This window comes from Pseudomonas sp. SWI7, assembly GCF_006351945.1.
GTDB lineage: Bacteria > Pseudomonadota > Gammaproteobacteria > Pseudomonadales > Pseudomonadaceae > Aquipseudomonas > Aquipseudomonas fulva.
In genome coordinates, this window is record NZ_CP040930.1 from 4666130 (window position 1) to 4689262 (window position 23133).

General features: G+C 66.9%; 5 protein-coding genes. All 5 read right to left on the bottom strand.

Translation table 11 applies throughout. From position 1 onward, the window contains the following. Positions 1–83: 83 nt before the first annotated feature. The 5 genes from FH041_RS21420 to FH041_RS21440 all read right to left on the bottom strand — a co-directional run bounded on the left by FH041_RS21420 (position 84) and on the right by FH041_RS21440 (position 23070). Entirely contained in the window at positions 84–983 is a 900-nt protein-coding gene (locus tag FH041_RS21420; RefSeq protein ID WP_088523829.1) for a chemotaxis protein, read from the bottom strand. A gap of 72 nt (positions 984–1055) precedes the next feature. Continuing rightward, positions 1056–2240, bottom strand: coding sequence for an HlyD family type I secretion periplasmic adaptor subunit (locus FH041_RS21425; RefSeq protein WP_023534727.1), 1185 nt, complete (start codon positions 2238–2240; stop codon positions 1056–1058). Then, entirely contained in the window at positions 2237–4405 is a 2169-nt protein-coding gene (locus FH041_RS21430) for a type I secretion system permease/ATPase (protein WP_023534687.1), read from the bottom strand. The genes FH041_RS21425 and FH041_RS21430 overlap by 4 nt, the downstream gene beginning before the upstream one ends. Continuing rightward, positions 4402–5838: a TolC family outer membrane protein gene (locus FH041_RS21435; RefSeq protein WP_088523828.1), complete on the bottom strand. Its 1437-nt coding sequence runs from the start codon at positions 5836–5838 to the stop codon at positions 4402–4404. The genes FH041_RS21430 and FH041_RS21435 overlap by 4 nt, the downstream gene beginning before the upstream one ends. Before the next feature lie 66 nt (positions 5839–5904). After that, positions 5905–23070 carry a BapA/Bap/LapF family large adhesin gene (locus FH041_RS21440; protein WP_140175051.1) on the bottom strand — a complete coding sequence of 5722 codons (17166 nt, stop codon included), beginning with the start codon at positions 23068–23070 and terminating at the stop codon, positions 5905–5907. Positions 23071–23133: the final 63 nt, after the last annotated feature.

The window sequence follows — 23133 nt, forward strand, 5'->3', positions numbered from 1 at the left end:
GTGGCTTCCTGTTGGTTGCGAAAGGGGGTATGGAAGTATGCCCCAGTCAGTCCGAGGGGCAAACCCGCCGCCGTGTGGGCAGGTCAGCGCTCGGCGAAGACCACCGCCCGCGCCGCCACCACCAGGCAGTCGGTCAACTCCGGGGACGAGAACTTGGTCAAGATGGCATTGGCCCCGGCCTGGGTCGCCTTTTCGCTGCTCATGGCGCTGTCCAGCGAGGTGTGCAGCAGCACATACACGTGCTGGAAATCCGGGCTTTCGCGCAGGCTGCGGGTGAAGGCATAGCCGTCCATCTCGCTCATCTCGATGTCCGAGACGATGACATTGATCTCCTGCGCCGTGCCTTGCAGCTCCAGCAGAATGCCGATGGCGTCCTTGGCACTGCGGGCGGTGCGGCATTCGATACCCAGGTTGCGCAGGGTATGCACCGACTGTTGCAGGGCGACGTTGCTGTCGTCGACCACCAGGATGTTGGCGGCAGCCAGCAGGCTGGCGTCCTCGACGCTCAGGCCACTGGCGGGCAATTCGAAGGGGGGCGGGGCGATGCCGTGAATGACCTTCTCGATGTCGAGCACCTGCACCAAGGTGTTGTCCACGCGGGTGACGCCCGTGATGAACGACTGTTTGCCCGCACCGTACGGCGGCGGTTTGATGTCGGTGCTCAGGCAGTGCACGATGCGGCTGACCGCTTGCACGTGCAGGCCCTGGCGTGAGCGGCTGATCTCGGTGACGATCAAACACCCGCCGTTGGGGTCGGCCAGCGGTTGCTCGCCAATGGCGCGGGACAGGTCGATCACCGACAGCGGATGCCCGCGCAAGGTCGCCACGCCTTTGACATGCGGGTGGGACTCGGGAAGCTTGGTCAGCGCCGGGCACGGAATGATTTCGCTGACCTTGAGCAGGTTGATTGCCATCAGCTTGCCGCTGCGCAGGGTGAACAACAGCAGGGACAACGCGTCCGCGCGGGCATTTTGCTTGGCCATGGTGACCTTCGGTGGGGAACAGGGGATGACAGGTTATCGGCCTGTTCCGTAAAGGCTTTAGGGGCGCTTGCGCTAACGCTCGCGCAAGGCTTCCTTGGCCCGGTTCAGGGGTTTGATGAGGTAGTCGAGTATCGTCTTCTCCCCGGTGCGAATATCCACCGTGGCGATCATCCCTGGCACGATTGCAAACTGCTTGCCGGCCTTGTTCTGCAGGCTGTCCTGTTCGGTGCGAATGAACACCCGGTAATAGTAGATTTCAGGTTTGACCTCGTCTTGCAGAGTATCCGGCGAAATCCCCACCACCTTGCCGTCCAAGCCGCCATACACCGAGTAGTCGTAGGCGCTGATCTTCACTTTGGCGGCCTGATCGGGGTGAATGAAGGCAATGTCCCGTGGCGCGATGCGGGTCTCGATCAGCAGGCGCTCATCCATCGGCACGATCTTCATCACCTGGCCACCTGGCTGCACCACACCGCCCAGGGTGTTGACCTCGATGTCCTTGACGATACCCCGCACCGGCGAGCGCAAGGTCAGGCGCGTCAATGAGTCGCTGCGGCCACGGATTACCTCCGACAGGCTGTCGGCCTCGGCACTGGCCTTGGCCAGTTCCTCCCTGGCCCGCACCAGATACTCCGAGCGTGCCTCGGTGGCCTTGAGCTCCAGTTCCGAGCGCTGGCGGTTCAGGCGGATGACCTCGACGCGGCTGGAAGCGCCCATCTTCGCCAGGTTTTCGGTGATCTTTAGCTCGCTGCGCACCAGCCGCAGCGAGTCCTCGATACCGGCCAGCGTCTGCTCAAGACCACGGCGGCGGGTGGTGTACAGCGCCGTCTCCGCCTCGATCAGCTCGGGCGACTCGCGCAGACTAGCCGGGAATTTCAACGGCTTGCCCGTGACCTCTGCCTGCAGGCGCGCCTGGCTGGCCTTGGCGGCGCGGTACTTGGCTTCGCTTTCGCCCACGCTTGATGATGTCTTGGTCGGATCGAGCTGGGCCAGGACCTGGCCGCGCTCGACCAGATCTCCTTCGGCCACGCTCATCTGCGCGACGATCCCACCTTCGAACGACTGGATCACCTGCTCACGGGAGCTGGGGATGACCTTGCCCGTGCCGGTGGACACCTCGGTCACCTCGAACCAGGCCGCCCAGGCCAGGAATGCCGCCAGCATCACCGCGCACAGGGTGATCAGGCGCCCAGCCCGAAACACCGCCTGGTCATCCTGACCATCGAGGTAAGAGGCGGGAAGTTCATGGTTGCTCATGCCTGCGCTCCTTGCAGTTTGGCCAACGCGGCGTCGCGTGCGTCGTCGATCACGATACGGCCGCCGTCGAGCACCAGGATGCGGTCCACCCGCTGCAGCACGCTCAACCGGTGGGTGGCGATCACCAAGGTGCGGCCCTGGCAGAAGCGATCCAGGTTATCCAGCAACCGGCGCTCGGTGATGTCATCGAGCGAAGCGGTGGGCTCGTCCAGCAGCAGCACCTGCGGCTGACGCACCAGCAGCCGCGACAGCACCAGGGCCTGGCGCTGCCCACCGGACAGGCCCAGGCCGCCTTCGAGGATCAGGTGATCCATGCCTTTGGGCAGGCGACGCACGAAGTCCAGCGCACCGGTGGCCGACAGCGCCGCCACCAGCTCCTGATCGCTGGCCTGGCCGGCGCCCAGGGTCAGGTTCTCGCGCAGGGTGCCGTGGAACAGCCTGGCGTACTGGGCCAGCAAGCCCACGTCACGGCGCAGGTCGGCCGGGTCCAGGTGCGCCATGGCGATACCGTCCAGGCTCACCTCCCCCTGCATCAGGTCCATGCTACCGGCCAGCGCCTGCAGCAAGGTCGACTTGCCAGCGCCGTTGCGGCCGAGCACGGCAATGCGCTCGCCCGGGCGAATGTCCAGCTGCGCGATGTTGAGCACAGGCGGCGCCTCTTCGCTGTAGCGGAAGGTGGCCTGGCGCAAGCGGTATTCACCACGCAGGGCAGGCATGTGCACCCGTGCCTCGCCTTCGGGGTGGTCCACTGGCGACTGCATCAGCTTGTCCAGCCCTTGCAGGGCCACCTTGGCCTGCTGCCAGCGGGTCAGTACATGGGTCAGTTGGGCCAGCGGCGCCATCATGCGCGAGGCCAGCATGGAGGCGGCCACCAGGCTGCCAGTGGTCAGGTCGCCGGCGATCACCATGGGCGCGCCGATCACGATGACCACGGCGAATACGGCCCCTTGCACATTCTGCGTCCAGGCCACCAGCCCGTTGGTGAGGGTGCGCAGGCGCAGGTTGGTGTGGGCGCAGGCGGCGTTGTACTGGTTCCATTGCCGCTCGAAACGCGCTTCGGCTTGCAGGGCCTTGATCTCGTCCAGGCCCTGGATGCTCTCGACCAGCATGGCATTGCGCAACGAGGACTCACGCATCGAGGCATTGGCCAACCGTGCCAGGCGCCGCTGCGCGAGCAAGCCCGGCACCACCATCGCCACCAGGGCCACGATCGGCACGAACACCAGCACGCCGCCGATCAGCCAGAACACGAACAGGAACAGCAGGAAGAAGGGCAGGTCGGCCAGTGCCGTCGCGGTGCTGGAGGTGATCAGGTCGCGGATCGACTCCAGCTCGCGCAACTGCGAAATGAACGAGCCGGTGGACTTGGGCCGCACCGAGTTGCGCAGGCGCAGGGCGTGGCCATAGACCAGGTCGCTGACGCGCAGGTCGGCCCGCTTGCCCAACAGGTCGGTGACCTTGAGACGCAGCAGGCGCATGCTGAAGTCGAACACCAACGCCAGCACCACGCCGCCAAACAGCACATACAAGGTCGGCAGTGATTCAGCCGGAATCACGCGGTCGTAGACCTGCATCGAGAACAGCACCCCGGCCAGCGCCAGTACGTTGGCGACCAGTGAGGCGATCATCACTTGCCCGTACGGGCGCAGATCGCGCAGTACGATACGGGCGAACCAGTGCCGGTCGTACGGGGCGGTGTAGTCATCGGTGCGCACATCGCGCAGTGGCCGTGCGGGGCGCAGCAGTGCAACGCGGGTGATCCTGCCTTGCAGCGCATCGCGGGGCAGGCGCGAGGTCAACCCTTGATCGCCTGCGAAGACCACCGCCAGGTCGTCCTCCTGGGTCACCGACTCGACCACCGCCAGTTGGCCGTCATCGAGCTCCAACACCAGCGGCGTGCGCCATTGCCGCAAGCCTTTTGCGTCGAAACGCACGAAGCGCAAGGCCAGGCCGGCTTGTCGGGCCATGTGGCGCAGGATTTCGTCCAGGGGGCGGGCATCCTCATCGGCGGCCAGGCGGATGCGCTGGGGTGACACGTCCAGACGATAATGGTGCGCGACCTGCAGCATCACCTCCAGCCAAGGGCCGAGGTCAGCGCGCGCGCTGGTGGCAGGCGCCGGGGCCTGGGCCGGTTCGGGCAGCGTCACATTGACCGGATCGCTCATGGCTGAATCTCCACACCTTGCAGGTTACGCCCCTCGAGGCCGAAGGCCGCCCGCAGGGCGCCCGTGTTGTAGAGGCAGTCCACGTCCAGACGCAGCAGGTCGGAACGGGTGCCGGCCAGTTCGAAGCGCGACTGGTAGATTTCCTGCTCGGCATTGAGCAAGTCGAGCAGGGGGCGCGTGCCCAGGTCCAGGTACTGGCGGCCATAAAGCATTCGCGCTTCCTGGATGCTGTCCTGGCGGGCCTCGAGCGAGTTCAGGCGGCGCCCCAGGCCCGCTGTTTGTGCGGTGGCCTCGGCCAGGCCGCGACGGGCCTGCAGGCGCGCGGCATCCTCGGCCGAATCGGCGGCCGTCAGGGCATAGCCGGCCGCGCGGCTGCGGGCACTGATGGAGCCGCCCTGGTAGATGGGTACCTCCACGTTGAGGTAGATACCGGCCTGGGTACGGTCCAGGCGCGAGTTGTCACGGTTGTAGTCGTTGTCCAGGTAGTGGTTGACCTGCGGCTGCAACGACACGGTGGGGTAAGCCTCGGCCTTGGCCTGGGCCAGTTCGGCCTGGCCCTGGGCACGTTGGGCAAGCGCCATCAGTACCGCTGGCAGGCGCTCGTCGCCCTGACTCGGGCGCTTGCAGGCCTGGGCCAGTTCCCGAGGCGGTCGTTCGTCCAGAGAGACCGGCGTGGCACGTCCGAGCAAGGCCGCCAGGGTCGAGCGCCAGCGTTCGTACTGGGCGCTGTATTCCTCCAGCACGGCGCGGGCGCTTTGTACCCGCGATTCGGCCTGGACCACGTCAGAGCGGGTGCTGGCGCCCATGTCGCTGCGCTGGCGAGCCATGTTGGCAATGTCGCCCACCCCGCGGATCTGGTCACGGGCAATGCCGATCAGCTGCTCATAGCGGCGCGTTTCGATCCAGGCATAGGCCGTGTCCCGGGCCAGGTCATCGACCACCAGCAAAATATTGGCCTGGGCCCGGGCGGCTGCGGCCTGGGCAGCGCTGACCGCATGATCGACCTTGCCGAAGTCGTACAGCATCTGCTTGAGCGACAGGTTGATGGCCTGGCTGCTGCGGTCACCGCCGTACCCGGTGTCATAGCCGGTACGCAGGCCACCGGAGATCTGCGGGTAATAACCTGCACGGGCGACGTTGATACCTTCGCCTTGCTTGTACAGGTTACCGATGGCCTCGGCGATGCTGGGGTGCCATTGCGCGGCTTGCAACACGGCCTCGGACAGCCCCAAGGCCTGCGCGCCGGCTACCGGCGCCATGCCCACGGCAGGCCTTGCCGGTACCGTTTCAGGCGCGTCCCTGAGCAGGGACGGCCCGATCTGGCGTAATGCGGGGTCTATGTCATCGGCGGCCTGGGCCGCCGGTTGAAAATTCAAGACCAGGAGCCCGAAGGCTCCCAGCAACCACGGTGACAGCGTACTGCTTGGTTTCACAGAGTGTCCTTACTGCTGGTCATCGTCCTTGCCCCCGGGGATGTACCCGGCGGGTTTGCAGCGGCCTCAGACCACATGGATACCGCTTTGCACCCACAAGTGGTGACTCGGATCCTCCTGAGCCGTGTACTGGTTATAGTCGATACCGTCGGCAGTTTGGTTCCCCACCTTGCTCCAGGTGTCGGTCATGTGAACCGAGTCACTGTCATCCCCCTTGATGATCAGCGTGTCGCTGGCGCTGTCGGTAACCGCCACCACGTCGGCCAGGGTCAATGTGAGAGTCACTGCGCTGGTGTCGTTGAGGTCGATGGTGTCGATCTCGTGCACCCGACCGACCAGGTTGCCCAGGTCGATGCTGGCATCACCGCCATTCCAGAGCAGCGTGTCGCTACCGCTTCCCCCGTTGAGGCTGGCAAAGCCCTGGTCGCTGATCACCAGAGTATCGTTACCGGCGCCTCCGTCGAGCGTGACCGCGCTACCGGCACTGGCCACCAGCGTGTCATCGCCATCGGTGCCGGCGATCACCTCACTGGCAGCGACCGTGGCGACACCGGCCAGCGCCGCGCCCTCGTCACCGGTGTCCGCCATGATCGCAGCGGTGGCGGCAAAGCCTGTGATCGGGTCGAGGTTGATGGTGAGCGTGGCGGTGTCGGTAGTGCCGTTGGGGTGGGTCAGCTCGTAAGTGAACACCTCTTGTTGCCCGATCACCGACGAACTGAGGCCGGCATCGAGGGTATAGGCGTAGCTGCCATCGGCCTGCACCACCAAGGTCCCGTAGCTGCCCTGGACGATGGCCCCGTTGTAGCCCGGGATGGTGAAGGTGTTCGCCGCCGTCAGCACGCTCAGCACCGTCAGGGGCGAGCCCAGGTTGTCGGCGCCCGCGCCGTCGGTCAGCAGGTTGCCGGTGACCGGCGTATAGCTGCCTACCACGAACTCATTGAGGTGAGTGGCCGTGGCATTGACCGTGGTGGTCAGCGAGCTGAGTAGTCCAATGCCGCCTGCGGTGACCCGCACGTGGTAGGTGCCGGCGCCCTGGTTCTGGAAGGTGTAGCCCGCTCCCCCGCCCAGCAGAGTGACCAGTGAACCACCGCCGACGGTCTGCACCGTCACGTACTGCCCTGTGGCCGGGTTGAGCTTGAGCAGCTCGAGCGTGGTGCCGTTGAGCAGGGTCAGCAGGTTGGCAGAATTGAGCACTACCTGTACATCAGCGGTGGTGTTGGCTGCCACGGTAGTGGTGTACGTGGCCGAGCGGGTACCGAGCACCGGCAAGGACAGCGGTGAGAACGTGGTGGTGCTGCTGGTTTGCAGGTTCACCAGGCTGATGTTGGTGTTGTCGACGTCATTCACCGCGTCCACTACGGTGGCGGGCGCTGCATAGTTGGTGTTGCTCCACACCTCGGTGGCTTGTGGGCTGTCGATGCGCACGTACAGGTTGGCCGTGTCGGACTTGCCGTTCGGATGCACCAGCTGATAGCTGAACACATCCACCTTGCCGACGCTGCTCGGGCTGCCGTTGGGGGTATAGGTGTAGCTGCCATCGCCCCGTATTACCAGGGTCCCGTACTGGCCCTGCACGGTGGTAGCGCTGCCAGCGGTCACGTAGCTCCCGCCCTTGAGCACTTGCAGCACCGCGTCGCTGTCCGGCCCACGCGCATCGGTCGTGCCGTCGATACCCACATCGGTGACGACGTTGCCGGACGTCGCTGCGCCCGTACCGGTGAACTGGGTCAGGCTGGTGGTATCGACCTGCAACGTGGTGTTGACCGTGGTCAGCAGGCCGATACCGCCGCTGCCCACGGTCAGCCGGTAGTCACCGGCACGCAGCTCGCCGATGTCCACGCGCAGGCCTTGGCCCAGCGGCAGCAATACCAGGTCGAGCAAGCCCTGGCTGTTACCGGTCGCCAGCGTCACCCAGGCGCCGCTGGCATTTTTCACCTGCAAGGTGAAGGTGGCGTTGTCCAGCAGGGCCAGGGCACTGCCCGTGTTGAGCGTCAGCGTTGGATCCGCCGTTGTGCCTGCTCCCACTGTCCAGGTAAAGGTCTTGCTGAAGCCCGCCAGCAGGGTGCTGAACGAGTCCTGGTAGGTACGGCTGCTGACGACGGGCGCAAGGTTGACCACGGCGGTTGCCAGGTTGTCGCTGGCGATGACCGGCGCATCGGCGTCCACATCGGGCGCGGTGACGGTGACGTTGCCCGACACGTTGCCGCGTGGGTCGCTCAGGGTGATCGACAGCAGCTGGCCATTGTCCTGTGGTGGGTTCAAGGCCACGGTGAAGCTGCCGTTAGGCTGCACGGTACCGGTTTGCAGCACCGTGCCGGTTGCGCTGCGCACGGTGACGGTGGCGCCGGGCTCGCCGGTACCGGTCAGGCTGGTGCCGTCGGCATTGACCTGCAGGTTGCCGGCGACCGCTGGCGGGGTGAAGTCCGGCGCGGTCAACGCGGTGGGCGTCGAAACGTTGCCTGCTGCGTCCGTGAGCGTGACCGACAACGCCTGGTTGTCGATCTGCGCGGCCGCCAGGCTGACCACGAACAGGCCGTTGCTGCCGACCGTGGCGGTGCCCAGCACCGTACCGGCGCCGTTGCGCACTTGTACCGTGCTGCCGACCTGGCCCGAGCCGCTGACGGCGGTGCCGGTGGGGTTGATGGTGGCAATCGGCGCGGCAGGCGGCGTGGTATCGGGTGCGAACACACTGGCGCTGCCGGACAGGTTGCCGGCGGCATCGGTCTGGCGCACCACCAGCAGTTGCCCATCGTTCTGCGGCGAGGTCAGGGCGATGGTGAAGGTGCCGTTGGCCTGCACCACACCGGTACCGACCTGGCCACCTGGGCCTTGCACGGTAACGGTAGCGCCTGCTTCGCCGTTGCCGGTCAGCACGGTGCCTGCACCGTTGACCGTCACGTTGGTCGGCGCAGCCGGTGGTTGGAGGTCAGGCGCGGTGAAGGCCGTGCTGCCAGAGGCGTTGCCCGCCCCGTCGGTCTGGCTGACGTTCAGCACCTGGCCATTCAACTGCGGTGCATTGAGGTTGATGCTGAACTCGCCTGCGGCGTTGACCTGCCCGGTGCCCAGCACCGCATTGCCGGCGCTGCGCACGGTCACGGTTGCGCCCGCTTCGCCGGTGCCGGTCAGTACCAGGCCATTGGTCGACAGCGCGGCGTTGACAGGGTTTGCAGGCGGGGTGATGTCTGCCGCCACCACGAAGGTCGGCTGCGATTCGCCGCCAACCAAGGCAACGGCCGTGACGGTCAGTTGCTGCCCGTTGAGCTGTGCAGTCGTCAGTTGCAGGCTGAACGTACCGTTCAAGGTGGCGCCGCCGACACCAATCTGATTGCCTGCCGCGTCATATACCCGAATGCCTGTTCCCGAAGGCGCATTGCCCGACAAAGTCAGGCCATCGCTGGCCAGCACGACATTGGTAGGTGGTACAGGAGGGGGTGCCAACGGCGTGACAAAGGTGATGCTGGCAGACGTATTGGCCGCCGCATCGGTCTGGTAGACCACCAGCGACGCCACCGAGCCGGCAGGCGGACTGGTGACGATCTGGAAGGTCCCGGCCTCGCTGACTTCACCGGTACCGATCACCGTCCCGTTTTTGCTGATGGTAACGGTTGCGCCTGGCTCGCCACGGCCCGTGATCACGGTGAAGGTGTTGTCCACCGCCAGGTCTGTGACGGCATCGGGCGGCGAGGTATCCCGGGCCAGCAAGGTGGCCGGGAGTGAGGTGTTGCCTGCTGCGTCGATGGAGACGACGGTCAGAAGCTGGCCGTTGTCCTGGGCTGGATCCAGGGCGATCGTGAAGGCACCGCCCGCCGCCACCTGCACAGTGCCGACTTCGACACCGTCCGGCCCGCGCACGCTGATGGTGGTGCCGGCTTCGGCCGTGCCGGTGAGGGTCTGGCCGGTGGCATCGAGCACCAGGTCGCCCGGCTGCACCGGTGGGGTGAGGTCAGGCGCTTGCAATTGCACCCCCGGCGATGGGTTGCCGGTGGCGTCCTGGGCGATGAGGGTCAGCACTTCACCGTTGATCTGTGCCGGCGTCAGTGCCACCACGAAACGGCCGTCAGCGGCGACGACAACCTGGCCTACCAGATCGCCCTGGCTGTTGAGCACCGTCACGCGCGCCCCGACTTCGGCTGTGCCGACCAATTGGGTGCCGCTGCTGTTGATGGTCGCCACCACTGCTTCAGGGGGCGTGATGTCCAGTGCGGTCAGGGTGCTGACCGGCGAGACGTTCTGGGCAGCATCGGTCAGGGTCACCTGCAAGCGCTCGCCATTGAGCTGCGGGGTTTGCAGGGCGATGGTGAAGGTGCCTGCGGCGTTCACCACACCCGTGCCGATCTGTGTCGTGCCCACGAACACCCGCACGGTGGCGCCCACTTCGCCGACGCCACCGAGGGTGTCGCCGGCCGCATTGAGCCGCAACTCGGTCGCCGCTGCTGGCGGCGTCAGGTCTGGCGCCTGCACCGTGACCGCCTCGCTGACGTTGCCGGGTGGGTCGGCCTGCAGCACGGAAAGCACTTGGTTATCGATCTGAGCCGGCGACAGGTCCACACGGAAGCTGCCGTCGGCCAGGACCGGGCCCGTGCCCAGCGTCACGCCCGCTGCATCCCTGACGGTTACCGTTGATCCCGGCTCACCAAAGCCGGTGACTACGCTGCCATCGGCGTTGATCACTACCTGTGTCAATGGCTCTGGTGGGGTGAAATCAGGCGTTTGCAAGGTGGCGACCGGCGAGACATTACCGGCCCCATCGGCCTGGGTGAAGCTCAGCACTTCGGCGTTGGTGAGCGGCGGGTCGAGGGTCAGCGTGAAGTTGCCGCTGGCATCGACAATGGCGCTGCCGATGTCCTCACCCGCTGCATTGGTGACGGTCACTGCTGCGCCGGCTTCGCCGCGCCCTGTGATGGTGACGCCGTCACTGGAAACCGCCAGCTCTGCCGGTGCGGTTGGCGGCGTGGTATCGGGCGCGGTGATGACGCTGGCGCCCGATTGGTTGCCGGCGGCGTCGGTCAGCAGCACCTGCACCTGTTGCCCGTTGGCCTGAGGCGCGGAGAGGTTGACCTGGAAGGTGCCATCGACGCGCACGGTGTCGGTGCCCAGCACACTGCCGTCGGCAGCGATCACCCGCACGGTGACGCCTGGCTCGCCTGTCCCGTTGAGCAGGCTGCCACCGCCAGCGAAGGCCAAGTCCTGTGCAGGTGTTGGCGCGGTGCGGTCTGGCGCGGTAAGGCTGACGCTGTTCGATTCGTTACCGGCCACATCGGCCTGGCTGGCATTGAGCAGCTCGCCGTCCAGTTGTGCCGTGGCCAGCGTGGCGCTGAAGTTGCCAGCAGCATCGACCACGGCAGTGCCGAGTTCGATACCGCCTTCGCCAGTGATGGTCACGGTAGCGCCCGGTTCGCCGCGGCCGGTTACGACCAGGCCGTCGTCAGACAGCACCAGGCCGGTGAGCGGTAGCGGCGCCGTGGTATCCGGCGCCTGCAGCGTGGCAGGTAGCGATACCGCGCCGTCGGTGCCAGTAGCGGCGACCAGCAGCACTTCGCCGTTGGCCTGCGGACTGCCAAGGTTGACCGTGAAACTGCCGTCATTGGCCACCGGGCTGCTGCCCAGAAGTTGCCCATTGGTGCCGTACACGTTGACGGTGGTGCCGCTGGCTGCCGTTCCCGAGACCGACAGGCCGTCGGCGGCCAGGACCAAGTCTGCCGGGGTTGCCGGTGCCAAAGGCCCAGGGGCGTTGATCGATTGGGCAGGCGAGACGTTCTGTGCTGCGTCGGCTTGCACCACGCTCAAGGTTTCACCCACCAGTGCCGCAGGGCTGAGGCTGACGTTGAAGCGACCGTCGGCTGCGACCACTGCTGTGCCCAACAGGCTGCCATCGGCTGCACTGACGCGCACTGTGGCACCGGCCTCACCGCTACCCACCAGGCTTGCGCCGTCGGCGGACACGGCCAGGTTGCTGACGGCGGCTGGCGGCGTGGTGTCCGCTGCGGTATAGGGCGCAGCGGTCGAAACGTTGCCGGCAGCGTCGGTGGCGGTCACCTGCAGGGCCTGCCCATTGGTTTGGGGCGCGTTGAGGGTTACCTGGAAGGTACCATTGGCGGCGGCGACTGCCGTGCCCAGCACGTTGCCGGCGTTGTCACGCACGGTCACCGTGCTGTTTGCTTCGGCGCTGCCGGTCATCTGCAGGCCCGACGGGGCGAGCAGCAGGTTGACCGGCGCGTCGGGGGCGGTAAAGTCCGGCGCAGTCACGGCAACCGCCACCGATGTGTTGTTGCCCGCATCGGTCTGGTTGACGCTCAGGCGCTGCGCGTTGAGCTGGGCGCTGTTCAGGGTCAGGGTAAAGCTGCCATTGGCCGCAACCAGTCCTGTACCGAGGATAGTGCCGTCGACCCCGCGCACGCTGACGGTGGCGCCTGCTTCGCCCAAGCCGGTCAGGGTCAGGCCGTTGTTGTTCAGCACCACGTTGGTCAGGGCGGCAGGGGGCGTGAGGTCTGGCGTGGTGAGGTTGACGGCAACCGAGGTATTGCCGGCGGCATCGACCTGGGTGACGCCGATGGCCTGACCGTTGGCCTTGGGTGTATCGAACACCACGGTAAAGCGGCCATCCACACCCACCGTCGCGGTTCCCAGTACGGTGCCGGAAGCGTTGCGCACCTGCACGGTGGCGCCGGGTTCACCGCTGCCGGACAGCTGCCGGCCATCGCCGCTCAACTGCGCGTCGATCACTGCCGCTGGCGGTGTGCGGTCTGGGGTCGCGAGGCTGGCCGGCGCCGACACGTTGCCGGCTGCGTCGCTGAGGGTGACCTGCAGCGCGCTGCCGGTGGTCTGGGCACTGGGCAGGGTGATCTGGAACTGGCCACTCTGGTTGACGGTGCCGGTGGCCAGTACCGCGCCGCTGGCATCGCGAATCGTCACCAGCGCCCCGGCTTCACCCTGGCCGCTGACGACCGTGGCTGCGTTGTTCAAGCTCAGGTTGTTGGCAGCCAGAGGCGCCTGCAGATCGGGGGCCTGCAAGGTCGCAGCCAATGACACATTACCGGCCGCGTCCGCCTGGGTCACGATGAGGTTCTGGGCGTTGGCCACTGCCGGGACGAAGTTGACCGTGAACAAGCCATTGCTGCCTACGGTCGCGCTGCCCAGGAAGTTGCCCAAGCTATCGCTGACACGCACGGTAGCGCCCACTTCGCCCTGGCCGGTCAAGGTGCTGCCGATACGGTCGATGGCCACGCCTGTCGGTGCATCAGGCGGCGTGGTGTCTTCGGCAACCACGGTGGCTGGCACCGAGGGTTGGCCGCCTGCCGTGGCTCGCGCGGTGACCTGCAATTTCTGCGCATTGAGCTGGGCATTGAGGAAGAACACGCGGAAGATGCCGTCGGTGCCAACCGTCGCTGTGCCCAATGTGGTACCGGCGGATGTCACGGTAATCAAGGTACCGACGGTGCCCTGGCCGGTCAGGAGGAAGCCGTCTTCGCTGATCGCCAGGTTGCTTGGGGCCGCCACTTCGTTACCGGTCGGGCCCTGCAGCTGCACGTCGGTGGAGGCGTTGCCGGACGGGTCGATCACGACCACGTCGACCGTTTCGCCCGTGCTCAGGGGCGGGTCGACCGGGATCACGAAGGTGCCGTCCGGGCCGGCCGTATCACTGCCGCGCTCGGAGCCATCCGGGTTGCGGATGACCACCGTGCTGCCAGGTTCGGCCGTGCCGCCGACCGTCGTACCATCGGGGCTCACGCTGACATTGGTAGCTGGCAGCGGATCGGTGTTGTCCGGTGCTGTCACGCTGATCGGCACCGATGCATTGCCGGTCGGGTCGGTGACCACGACGGTGACGGTCTCCCCATTGTTTTGCGCGGTGGGCAGCGTCACGCTGAAGCCGCCGTCGGCGTCTACCGGGACAGTGACTTCACCGCCGGCACTGTCGCGTACCGTGACGGTCTGGGCGCCAGGCGCGTTACCGGTCACAGTGGTGCCGTCTTCGCTGACCACCACGCCGGTGGGTTGCGCAGGTGGGGTGATGTCCGGCGCGGTGACCCGTCCTGGCGAGGAGGCGTTGCCGGCGCCGTCGATCAGTACGACATCCAGCACCTGGCCATCGAGCTGCGCAGGTGACACGGGTACGGTGAAATTACCACCCTCAGGCACCACGATACTGCCCAGCACGGCGCCGCCAGCGCCCCGTACTTCCACCGTGGCGCCGGGCTCGCCAACGCCCTGGATGGCAGTGCCGCCCGGGGTGATGACAAGACCCGTAGCGGTTGCCGGTGGTGTGCTGTCGTCAGCCGTGAGCGTGGTTGCAGGCGACAGGTTGCCCTGTGCGTCGATGAGGATCACCGACAGCACTTCGCCATTGGTTTGCGCTGGGGTGAGAGGGACTTCGAAGTTGCCATCTACCCCTACTTCGACGCTGCCCAGCACATTGCCAGCGGCATCGCGCACCTCGACAGTGGCCCCGGCCTCACCTTGACCGCTCAGTACGTTCCCGGCGTCATTGAGCGAGAGGCCAACAGCCGCCAGAGGCGGTGCGAGGTCGGGCGCCGTCACGGTGCCCGCCGGGGACGGGTTGCCGGCAGGGTCGGTCTGTATGATCGACAGGTCCTGGCCACCGAGCTGCGCGGGTACCAGGGTGACGCTGAAATTGCCATCGGCTTGAACCTCGGCAGTGCCCAGCACGATGCCAGCCACACCGGTCACCGTGACTTGTGCGCCAGGCTCGCCCGTGCCGGTCACGAGGGTGCCATCGGCTGATACCAGCAGGGTGCCGGGTAGGGCAGGCGGTTCGTTGTCCGGTGCAGTCAGATCGACGGCTTGGGACAGGTTGCCGGCAGCATCACGCTGTTCGACACTCAGCACTTGGCCATTGGTCTGCGCGGGGTCGAGCGTGACCGAGAAGGCGCCATTGCTGCCTACCTGGGCGAAGCCCAGCACGGCGCCGTTCGGCGCGCGTACGGTCACCGTGGCGCCGGCTTCGCCAGTACCGCTCACCACGCTGCCTGCGCCGTTGATGACCGCATCGGTAACCTGCTGAGGTGGCGTGGTATCCGGCGCCGTGAAGGGTACAGGCCCTGCGCTGTTGCCCAGGTTGTCGGTGGCTTCCACGCTCAAGCTTTCGCCGTTGCGCTGGGCAGCGGACAGGGTGACGTCGAAGCGTCCGTCAGCGCCCACGGTTGCGCTGCCCAACACAGCGCCGCCTGCGTCGCGGACGGTGATGATCGAGCCGACCTGACCCACGCCGGTGAGGTGGATACCCGCCGTGTCGATGGCCAACGCAGAAGGCTGCAGCGGGCCGTCCAGATCAGGCGCCGTGAGGGTGGAGCTGGAGGTGTTGCCGGCGCCATCGCGCACGGTGACTTCCAGGGTCTGGCCATCGGTTTGTGGTGGCGTCAGCTGCACGCTGATAACGCCGTTGGCACCGATTTGAGCCGTGCCGAGCACGTTGCCATCGGCATCGGTGACCTGCACCGTGGCCCCTGCCTCGCCCCGTCCGGTCAATACGCTGCCATTGGTGTTCAACTGCAGATCGGTAGGTTCATTGGGGGCCGTGATGTCGGGAGCGACGATCTGCACGGGCAGCGAGGGGGTGCCGTCGCCGTCGACGGCGACCACATCCAGGGTTTCGCCGTTCGCCTGGGCCGGTGTGAGCCCCACGGTGAAGCTGCCGTCAGGGTTGGCCTGAACGGTGCCGATGACATTGCCCTGGGCATCGCGTACTTCAACCTGAGCGTTGCCCGGTGCGGTGCCACTGACCGAGGTGCCGTCCCCAGCCACCACGATATCGGTCGGGCTGGCCGGTACAGGGGCTTGCGAAACGGTGACGTCTATCACCGTGGAGGTATTGCCAGCTGCGTCGGTCTGCACCAGCGAGATGGCCTGGCCGGCCGCCAGCGGCGCATCGAGGTTGACGACGAAGGTGCCGTTGACCGCGACAGTCCCCGTGCCGATGACCAAGCCCTCATCATTGCGCACCTGTACGGTGGCGCCCGGTTCACCCCTGCCTGCGACGGCGAGGCTTCCCGCACCTGCTTGCACGTTGCTGACCGGCACTGGCGGCGTGATGTCGGGGGCGACATAGCCCAGCGGCACCGAGCTGTTACCCGCAGCGTCGGTCACGGTCACGGACAGGGCCTGACCGTTGGCCTGCGGCGGGTCGAGTGTGAGGTTGAAGGTGCCGCCGGGCTGGGCGATGGCGCTACCGATCAGGGTGCCAGCGGCGTCGCGCACTTCAACGCGCGCGCCGGCCTCGGCAGTACCGCTCAAGGTCACGCCGTTTTCCAGCGCCAGATTGGCAGGCTGCAGCGGCGCCACCTGGTCAGGCGCGGCCAGCGAGCTTGGCGCCGAGACGTTGCCCGCTGCATCGGTAAGGGTGACCTGGAGCGCCGAGCCGTCAATCACCGGCGTCTGCAACTGCACCACGAAGGTGCCGTCGGCTTGTACCGTGCCGCTTGCCAGCAGCTGCCCCTGATCATTGCGCACTTGCACGGTGGTGCCGACTTCGCCGCGCCCGGAAACGGTGGCGCCATTGGCACTGATCACAAGGTCGGTGGCAGGTTGTGGCGGCGTGGTGTCGCCCCCGTTGTCAATCACAGGCGCAGTGACCGAGCCTGGCAACGAGGCATTGCCGGCGGCATCGGTGGCATTGACCTGCAAGACCTCGCCGTCGACCTGTGGCGGATTCAGGGTGATGCTGAAGACACCGGTTGCACCCACCACGGCTGACCCCAGCACAGTGACCCCGTCAGCGGCCAGCACACGCACGGTGCTGCCTGCTTCGGCGCGCCCCGTGACCACGCTGCCGTCGCCATTGACCTGCAACTCGCCGGGGATGGCTGGTGGCGTGATGTCCGGCGCCGTCACCTGCACGGGCAGGGAGGCGTTTGCTGCGCCATCGATGGCCACCACGTCGAGCAGTTCGCCGTTGGCCTGAGCCGGGTTGAGCACCACGGTGAACGTGCCACCGGCACCTACCACCACACTGCCGACTACGTTGCCATTGGCATCACGTACCTGCACCTGGCTGCCTGCCGGGGCCGTGCCGCTGATGCTGGTGCCGTCGTCGGCCACCACCAGACCGCTCGGGCTGGCCGGGGCCGGAACAAGGGGGACGTCGAACAGCAGCGGTTCGGACGCATTGCCGCTGGGGTCGGTCTGCACGAGATTCAGGCGTGCGCCGGGCTGGGCGGGTGGGGTGAGTTCGAGCAGGAAGGTCCCGTTGCCACTCACGGTGCCGCTGCCGATCACAGTGCCGGTCGCATCGCGCACTTCCACGCGCGCGCCCGCTTCGCCTCGACCGGCCACGGTCAAGCCGGCGTTACCCACCACGACATTGCTTACCGCAGCCGGAGGCGTGATGTCCGGTGCTTCGAACTGCAGCGGGGTCGAGGCGTTGCCGGCGGCGTCCACCAGGCGTACATCGAGTGCTTCGCCGTTGGCCTGCGCGGGTGCCAGGGTGAGACTGAAGTTGCCGTTTGCATCCACCAGGCCGGTGCCGATCACGGCCCCACCAGCGGTGCGTACTTGCACCGTTGCGCCAGGCTCGCCACGACCGGTAAGCGTGATGCCGCCTTCAAGGGCAAGCTCGGTTGGCTGGGCGGGCGCCAGCAGGTCGGGGCTGACCACGGTGGCGGGGGTGGAGGCGTTGCCGGCGGCATCGGTGAGCACGACTTGCAGGGTGCTGCCGTCCTTGACCGCAGGGTCCAGGTTGACCTGGAAGGTGCCGTCGGCATTGACGGTTCCGCTGGCCAGCAGATTGCCTTGGCCATCGCGTACCTGCACCGTAGCGCCAGCTTCACCGCGCCCGTTCAGTTGCGCGCCGGCAAGGTTGATGGCCAGGCCCGTGGCAGGTGCAGGCGGGGTGTTGTCCACGGCATCGATATCCGGCGCGGTGACATTACCCCCAGCAGAGGTGTTGCCCGCTGCGTCGGTGGCCGTGACCTGCAAGACCTCGCCGTCGACCTGTGGCGGGTTCAATGTGATGCTGAAGCGGCCAGTGGCGCCGACCACTGCGCTGCCCAATACCGTGGTGCCATCGGCAGCCAGCACACGCACGGTGCTGCCGGGCTCGCCACGTCCGCTGAGCCCCGTGCCGTCGGCATTGATGGCCAGTTCGCTTGGCGTTGCAGGCGCAGTGATGTCCGGGGCGATGATCTGGGTGGGCAGGGAAGAAAGCCCTGCACTGTCGATCGCGACCACATCGAGCAATTCGCCGTTGGCTTGTGCGGGTGCCAGCTCGACGGTGAAGCTGCCGTCAGGGCCTGCGACTGCGCTGCCAAGCAACGCACCGTCCGCCCCGCGCACTTCCACCCGAGTGCCTGCCGGGGCGGTGCCGGTGAGGGTGGTACCGTCTTCGGACAGTGCCAGCTCAGCAGGGCTGGCGGGTGGATTGGTCGCCGGCACCGCGATTGTCACGGGGATAGAAGCATTGCCGCTGGGGTCTACCTGAATCAGCCTCAGTTGCTCACCGGCCTGCGCGGCAGGGTCGAGGTTTACCAGGAATGTGCCGTTGGCGGTGACTACGCCGCGACCTAGCAGATTGCCATCGATGTCACGCACTTCAACTGTGGCACCGGCTTCGCCACGACCACTGAGTGCGGTCCCCCCTTGGCCGACCAGAAGATTGGTCACGGCTTCGGGTGGGGTGATGTCCGGGGCATCGAACTGCAACGGGTCAGACGTGTTGCCAGCTGCGTCTACCAGGCGCACGTCCAGCGCCTGGCCGTTGGCCTGGGCAGGAGAGAGGGTGACCGTGAACAGGCCGTCGTCACCCACGATTGCCGAGCCGATCACGGTACCGGTTGCGGTACGGACCTGCACGATGGCACCCGCTTCACCGCGACCGGTCAGGGTCACGCCGCCAGCCAAGGCCAGGTCGGTTGGCTGCGCCGGGCCAATCAGGTCAGGGGAGGTAACGGTCGCGGGCTGGGACACGTTCCCCGCGGCATCGGTGAGCGTGACCTGCAGGTCGCTGCCGTCCTTGACGGCGGGGTCCAGGTTGACAGTGAAGGTGCCATCGGCGGCCACGGTGCCTGTTGCAATCAGGTCACCGGTCGCATTGCGCACTTGGACGGTAGCTCCGGCTTCACCGCGACCGCTCAACTGAGTACCCGCCACACCCACGACCAGGTTGGAAGCCGCTTCAGGCGGCGTTGTATCGCCACCGCCATCGATATCCGGTGCGGTGACCGAACTGGCCTGGGATGCATTGCCCGCGGCATCGGTGGCAGTGGCTTGCAGCACTTCGCCGTCTACCTGAGCAGGGTTCAAGGTGATGCTGAATACGCCGGTAGCGCCGACGACCGCCGAGCCCAGCTCGGTGCCGTCAGCGGCCAGAATACGCACGGTGCTCCCCGGCTCGGCGCGGCCCGTGACCACGGTGCCGTCGGCGCTCACCGCCAGCTCCGCGGGGGAGGCAGGCGCTGTGATATCGGGGGCGGTGATTTGAGCGGGCAGTGACGACACATCGTCGGCGATGGCCACCACATCCAGCAGTTCGCCATTGGCTTGGGCGGGGTTCAGGTCGATGCTGAAGCTGCCGTCGGCATTGGCGATGGCGCTGCCGATCAACGCACCGCTGGCATCGCGCACCTCGACGCGTGAGCCTGCCGGAGCAGTACCGCTGAGCACGGTGCCGTCGGCGTTTACCGCCAAGTTGGCAGGGCTTTCCAGGGCTGGCGTCAGGGGCACTTCGTAGTCGACTGCGGGCGAGGCGTTGCCGCTAGGGTCTGTCTGCACCAGGCTCAGTTGCTCGCCGGGTTGCACGGCGGGGTCGAGGTTGACCAGGAAGGTGCCGTTGGCGGTAACCACGGTGCTGCCCAGCAAGGTACCGTTCGCATCGCGCACCTCGACCGTCGCACCTGGCTCGCCTCGGCCACCGATCACGTTACCGCCAGGGCCGACCAGCACATTGGTGACCGCCTCTGGCGGGGTGATGTCAGGGGCATCGAACTGCAAGGGTGCCGAGGCATTGCCTGCCGCATCGACCAGGCGTACGTCCAATGCCTGGCCGTTGGCCTGGGCAGGTGAGAGGGTGATGCTGAAGGCGCCGTCTGCGCCCACGGTGCCTGTGCCAATCACGGTGCCGGCAGCATCGCGCACTTGCACGGTAGCGCCTGGCTCACCGCGCCCGGTGAAGGTGACACCATCGGCCAGGGCCAGGTCGGTGGGTTGCGCAGGCCCCACAAGATCTGGAGATGCCACGCTGGCGGCTGGCGAAATGTTGCCTGCCGCGTCGGTCAGGGTGACTTGGAGGCTGCTGCCATCCTTGACGGCGGGGTCCAGGTTGACGGTGAAAGTGCCATCGGCGCCGACAGTGCCCGTGGCGAGCAGGTTGCCTGCCGCGTCGCGCACTTGCACTGTGGTGCCGGCTTCGCCGCGACCGGTCAGTTGGCTGCCTGCCAGTCCGATGACCAAGTTCACAGGCGCGTCTGGCGGGGTGACATCACCGCCACCATCGATGTCCGGTGCTGTGACTACGCTGGCTTGGGATACGTTGCCCGCAGCATCGGCGGCAGTGGCTTGCAGCACTTCGCCGTCTACTTGGGCAGGGTTCAACGTAATGCTGAACACGCCGGTGGCGCCGACGACCGCCGAGCCCAACTCGGTGCCGTCAGCGGCCAGAATACGCACGGTGCTGCCCGGCTCCGCGCGGCCGGTGACCACGGTGCCGTCGGCGCTCACCGCCAGCTCTGTGGGGGCGGTGGGCGCCGTGATGTCAGGGGCGGTGACTTGGGCGGGCAGCGATGACACATCGTCGGCGATGGCCACTACATCCAGCAGTTCGCCATTGGCCTGAGCGGGGTTCAGGTCGATGCTGAAGCTGCCGTCGGCATTGGCGATGGCGCTGCCGATCAACACACCGCTGGCATCGCGCACCTCGACGCGCGAGCCCGCCGGAGCAGTACCGCTGAGTACGGTGCCGTCGGCGTTTACCGCCAGGTTGGCAGGGCTTTCCAGGGCTGGCGTCAGGGGCACTTCGTAGTCGACTGCGGGCGAGGCGTTGCCGCTAGGGTCTGTCTGCACCAGGCTCAGTTGCTCGCCGGGTTGCACGGCGGGGTCGAGGTTGACCAGGAAGGTGCCGTTGGCGGTAACCACAGCGCTGCCCAGCAGGGTACCGTTCGCATCGCGCACCTCGACCGTCGCACCCGGCTCGCCTCGGCCACCGATCACGGTGCCGCCCGGGCCAACCAGCACATTGGTGACCGCCTCTGGCGGGGTGATGTCAGGGGCATCGAACTGCAAGGGTGCCGAGGCATTGCCTGCCGCATCGATCAGGCGTACGTCCAGTGCCTGGCCGTTGGCCTGGGCAGGGGAGAGAGTGACGCTGAAGGCGCCGTCTGCGCCCACGGTGCCTGTGCCGATCACGGTGCCGGCAGCATCGCGCACTTGCACGGTAGCGCCTGGCTCACCGCGCCCGGTGAAGGTGACACCATCGGCCAGGGCCAGGTCGGTGGGTTGCTCAGGCCCCACAAGATCTGGAGATGCCACGCTGGCGGCTGGCGAAATGTTGCCTGCCGCGTCGGTCAGGGTGACTTGGAGGCTGCTGCCGGCCTTGACGGCGGGGTCCAGGCTCACGGTGAAGGTGCCATCAGCACCCACGGTGCCCGTGGCGAGCAGGTTGCCTGCCGCGTCGCGCACTTGCACGGTGGTGCCGGCTTCGCCGCGGCCGGTCAGTTGGGTGCCAGCCAGGCCTACCGCCAGATCCACAGGTGCATCCGGCGGCGTGGTGTCACCGCCATCGACCAAGGGCGCGGTGATGTTGGCTGCCGGCGACGTATTGCCTGCCGCGTCGGTGGCGCTCACGGCCAAGGCCTGGCCAGTGGTCTGCGGGGGTTGTAGCGTGATGCTGAACAGGCCGTCAGCGCCCGCGATGGCGGTGCCCAGCAACGCGCCGCCGGGGCCGCGTACCGAAACGGTAGACCCGGGCTCGGCCCGCCCGGTCAGGGTGGCACCCTGGGCATCGACGGCCAGGTTGGTCGGTGCGAGCGGCGCCGTGAGGTCTGGCGCTACGACAGCGCCCGGTGCAGAGACGTTGCCAGCGGCATCGGTAAGGGTAACTTGCAGGTTCTGGCTATCGAGCTGCGCGGGTGTGAGCACCACCTCGAAGGCACCATTGGCCCCCACCACGCCGCTGCCGATCACATTGCCGGCAGCGTCGCGAACATTGACCGTAGTGCCGGGCTCGCCACGGCCCGAAAGGCGCGTGCCATCAGCGGACACAGCGAGCGCCACGGGTGCATCAGGAGGGGTGGTATCGGTGCCATCGACCACTGGAGCGGCAATACCGGCTGCGGCGGACGTGTTGCCCGCCGCATCCTCGGCCGTGACCTGTAAGGCCTGGCCGGCGGTCTGTGCCGGTTGCAGGGTAACGCTGAACAATCCATCCGCCCCTGCCGTGGCCGAGCCCAGCAGCACGCCGTCGGCCCCTCTGACCGACACCGTGGAACCTGGCTCGGCACGGCCGGTGAGCGTTGTACCCTGAGCGTCGATCGCCAGTTCGGTTGGCGCCAGCGGAGCGGTCGCATCCGGTGCGGTCACGGTGCCTGGTGCAGACACATTGCCGGCTGCATCGGTCAAGGTCACTTGCAGGTTTTCGCTGTTGATCTGGGGGGCGTTGAGCGCTACATCGAAGCTGCCATCGGCCCCGACCGTACCGGTACCGAGCAGGTTGCCAGCCGCATCGCGGATGTTCACGATCGCACCCGCTTCACCGCGCCCCGACAGGCGCAGGCCATCCGGGGAAACCAGCAGGTCGATGGGGGTCGCCGGGGCCGTGGTGTCAGGCACTGCACCGCCACTACCGCCGCCGCCGCCACTACCGCCGCCTACCGCCGCCGCGCCGCCGCCCACGCCGAGCAACCCCAGGCCTGCGATGGCCCACGTCGGCATGGCATCGCCCGCCGTACCGATGCCTGCAACCAGTTCGTCCAGAGAAGCCACTTCGTTGAAGGTGAAGCCGGTGAACGCCTGGGCGTCGTATTCGGCTTGCCAGAGGGTACCGTCTTCGCCGACGAACACCATGTCGCTGCCAACGCCAGCCTGATTCACCGCGAAGAAATTGCCGATGGTGACCTTCTCGCCGGACTTGAGCGTGACGATCAAATCCTGCCCGCGTTGGGTGACGGTGGCGACCTGGTCGGGGGCGACGGGCATTTGCACGACGCCTGGGCCATTGAGGCTGATATTGCCCCAGGCATTCTGGGTGGCGACGGCGGACTGCTTATCGGCGACGACGATGTTTTCCATGAAGTGCTCCCTGCTGGTCGACTGATCCCCCCGGCCTGAATGTGGCCGGCATTGCTGCACCAG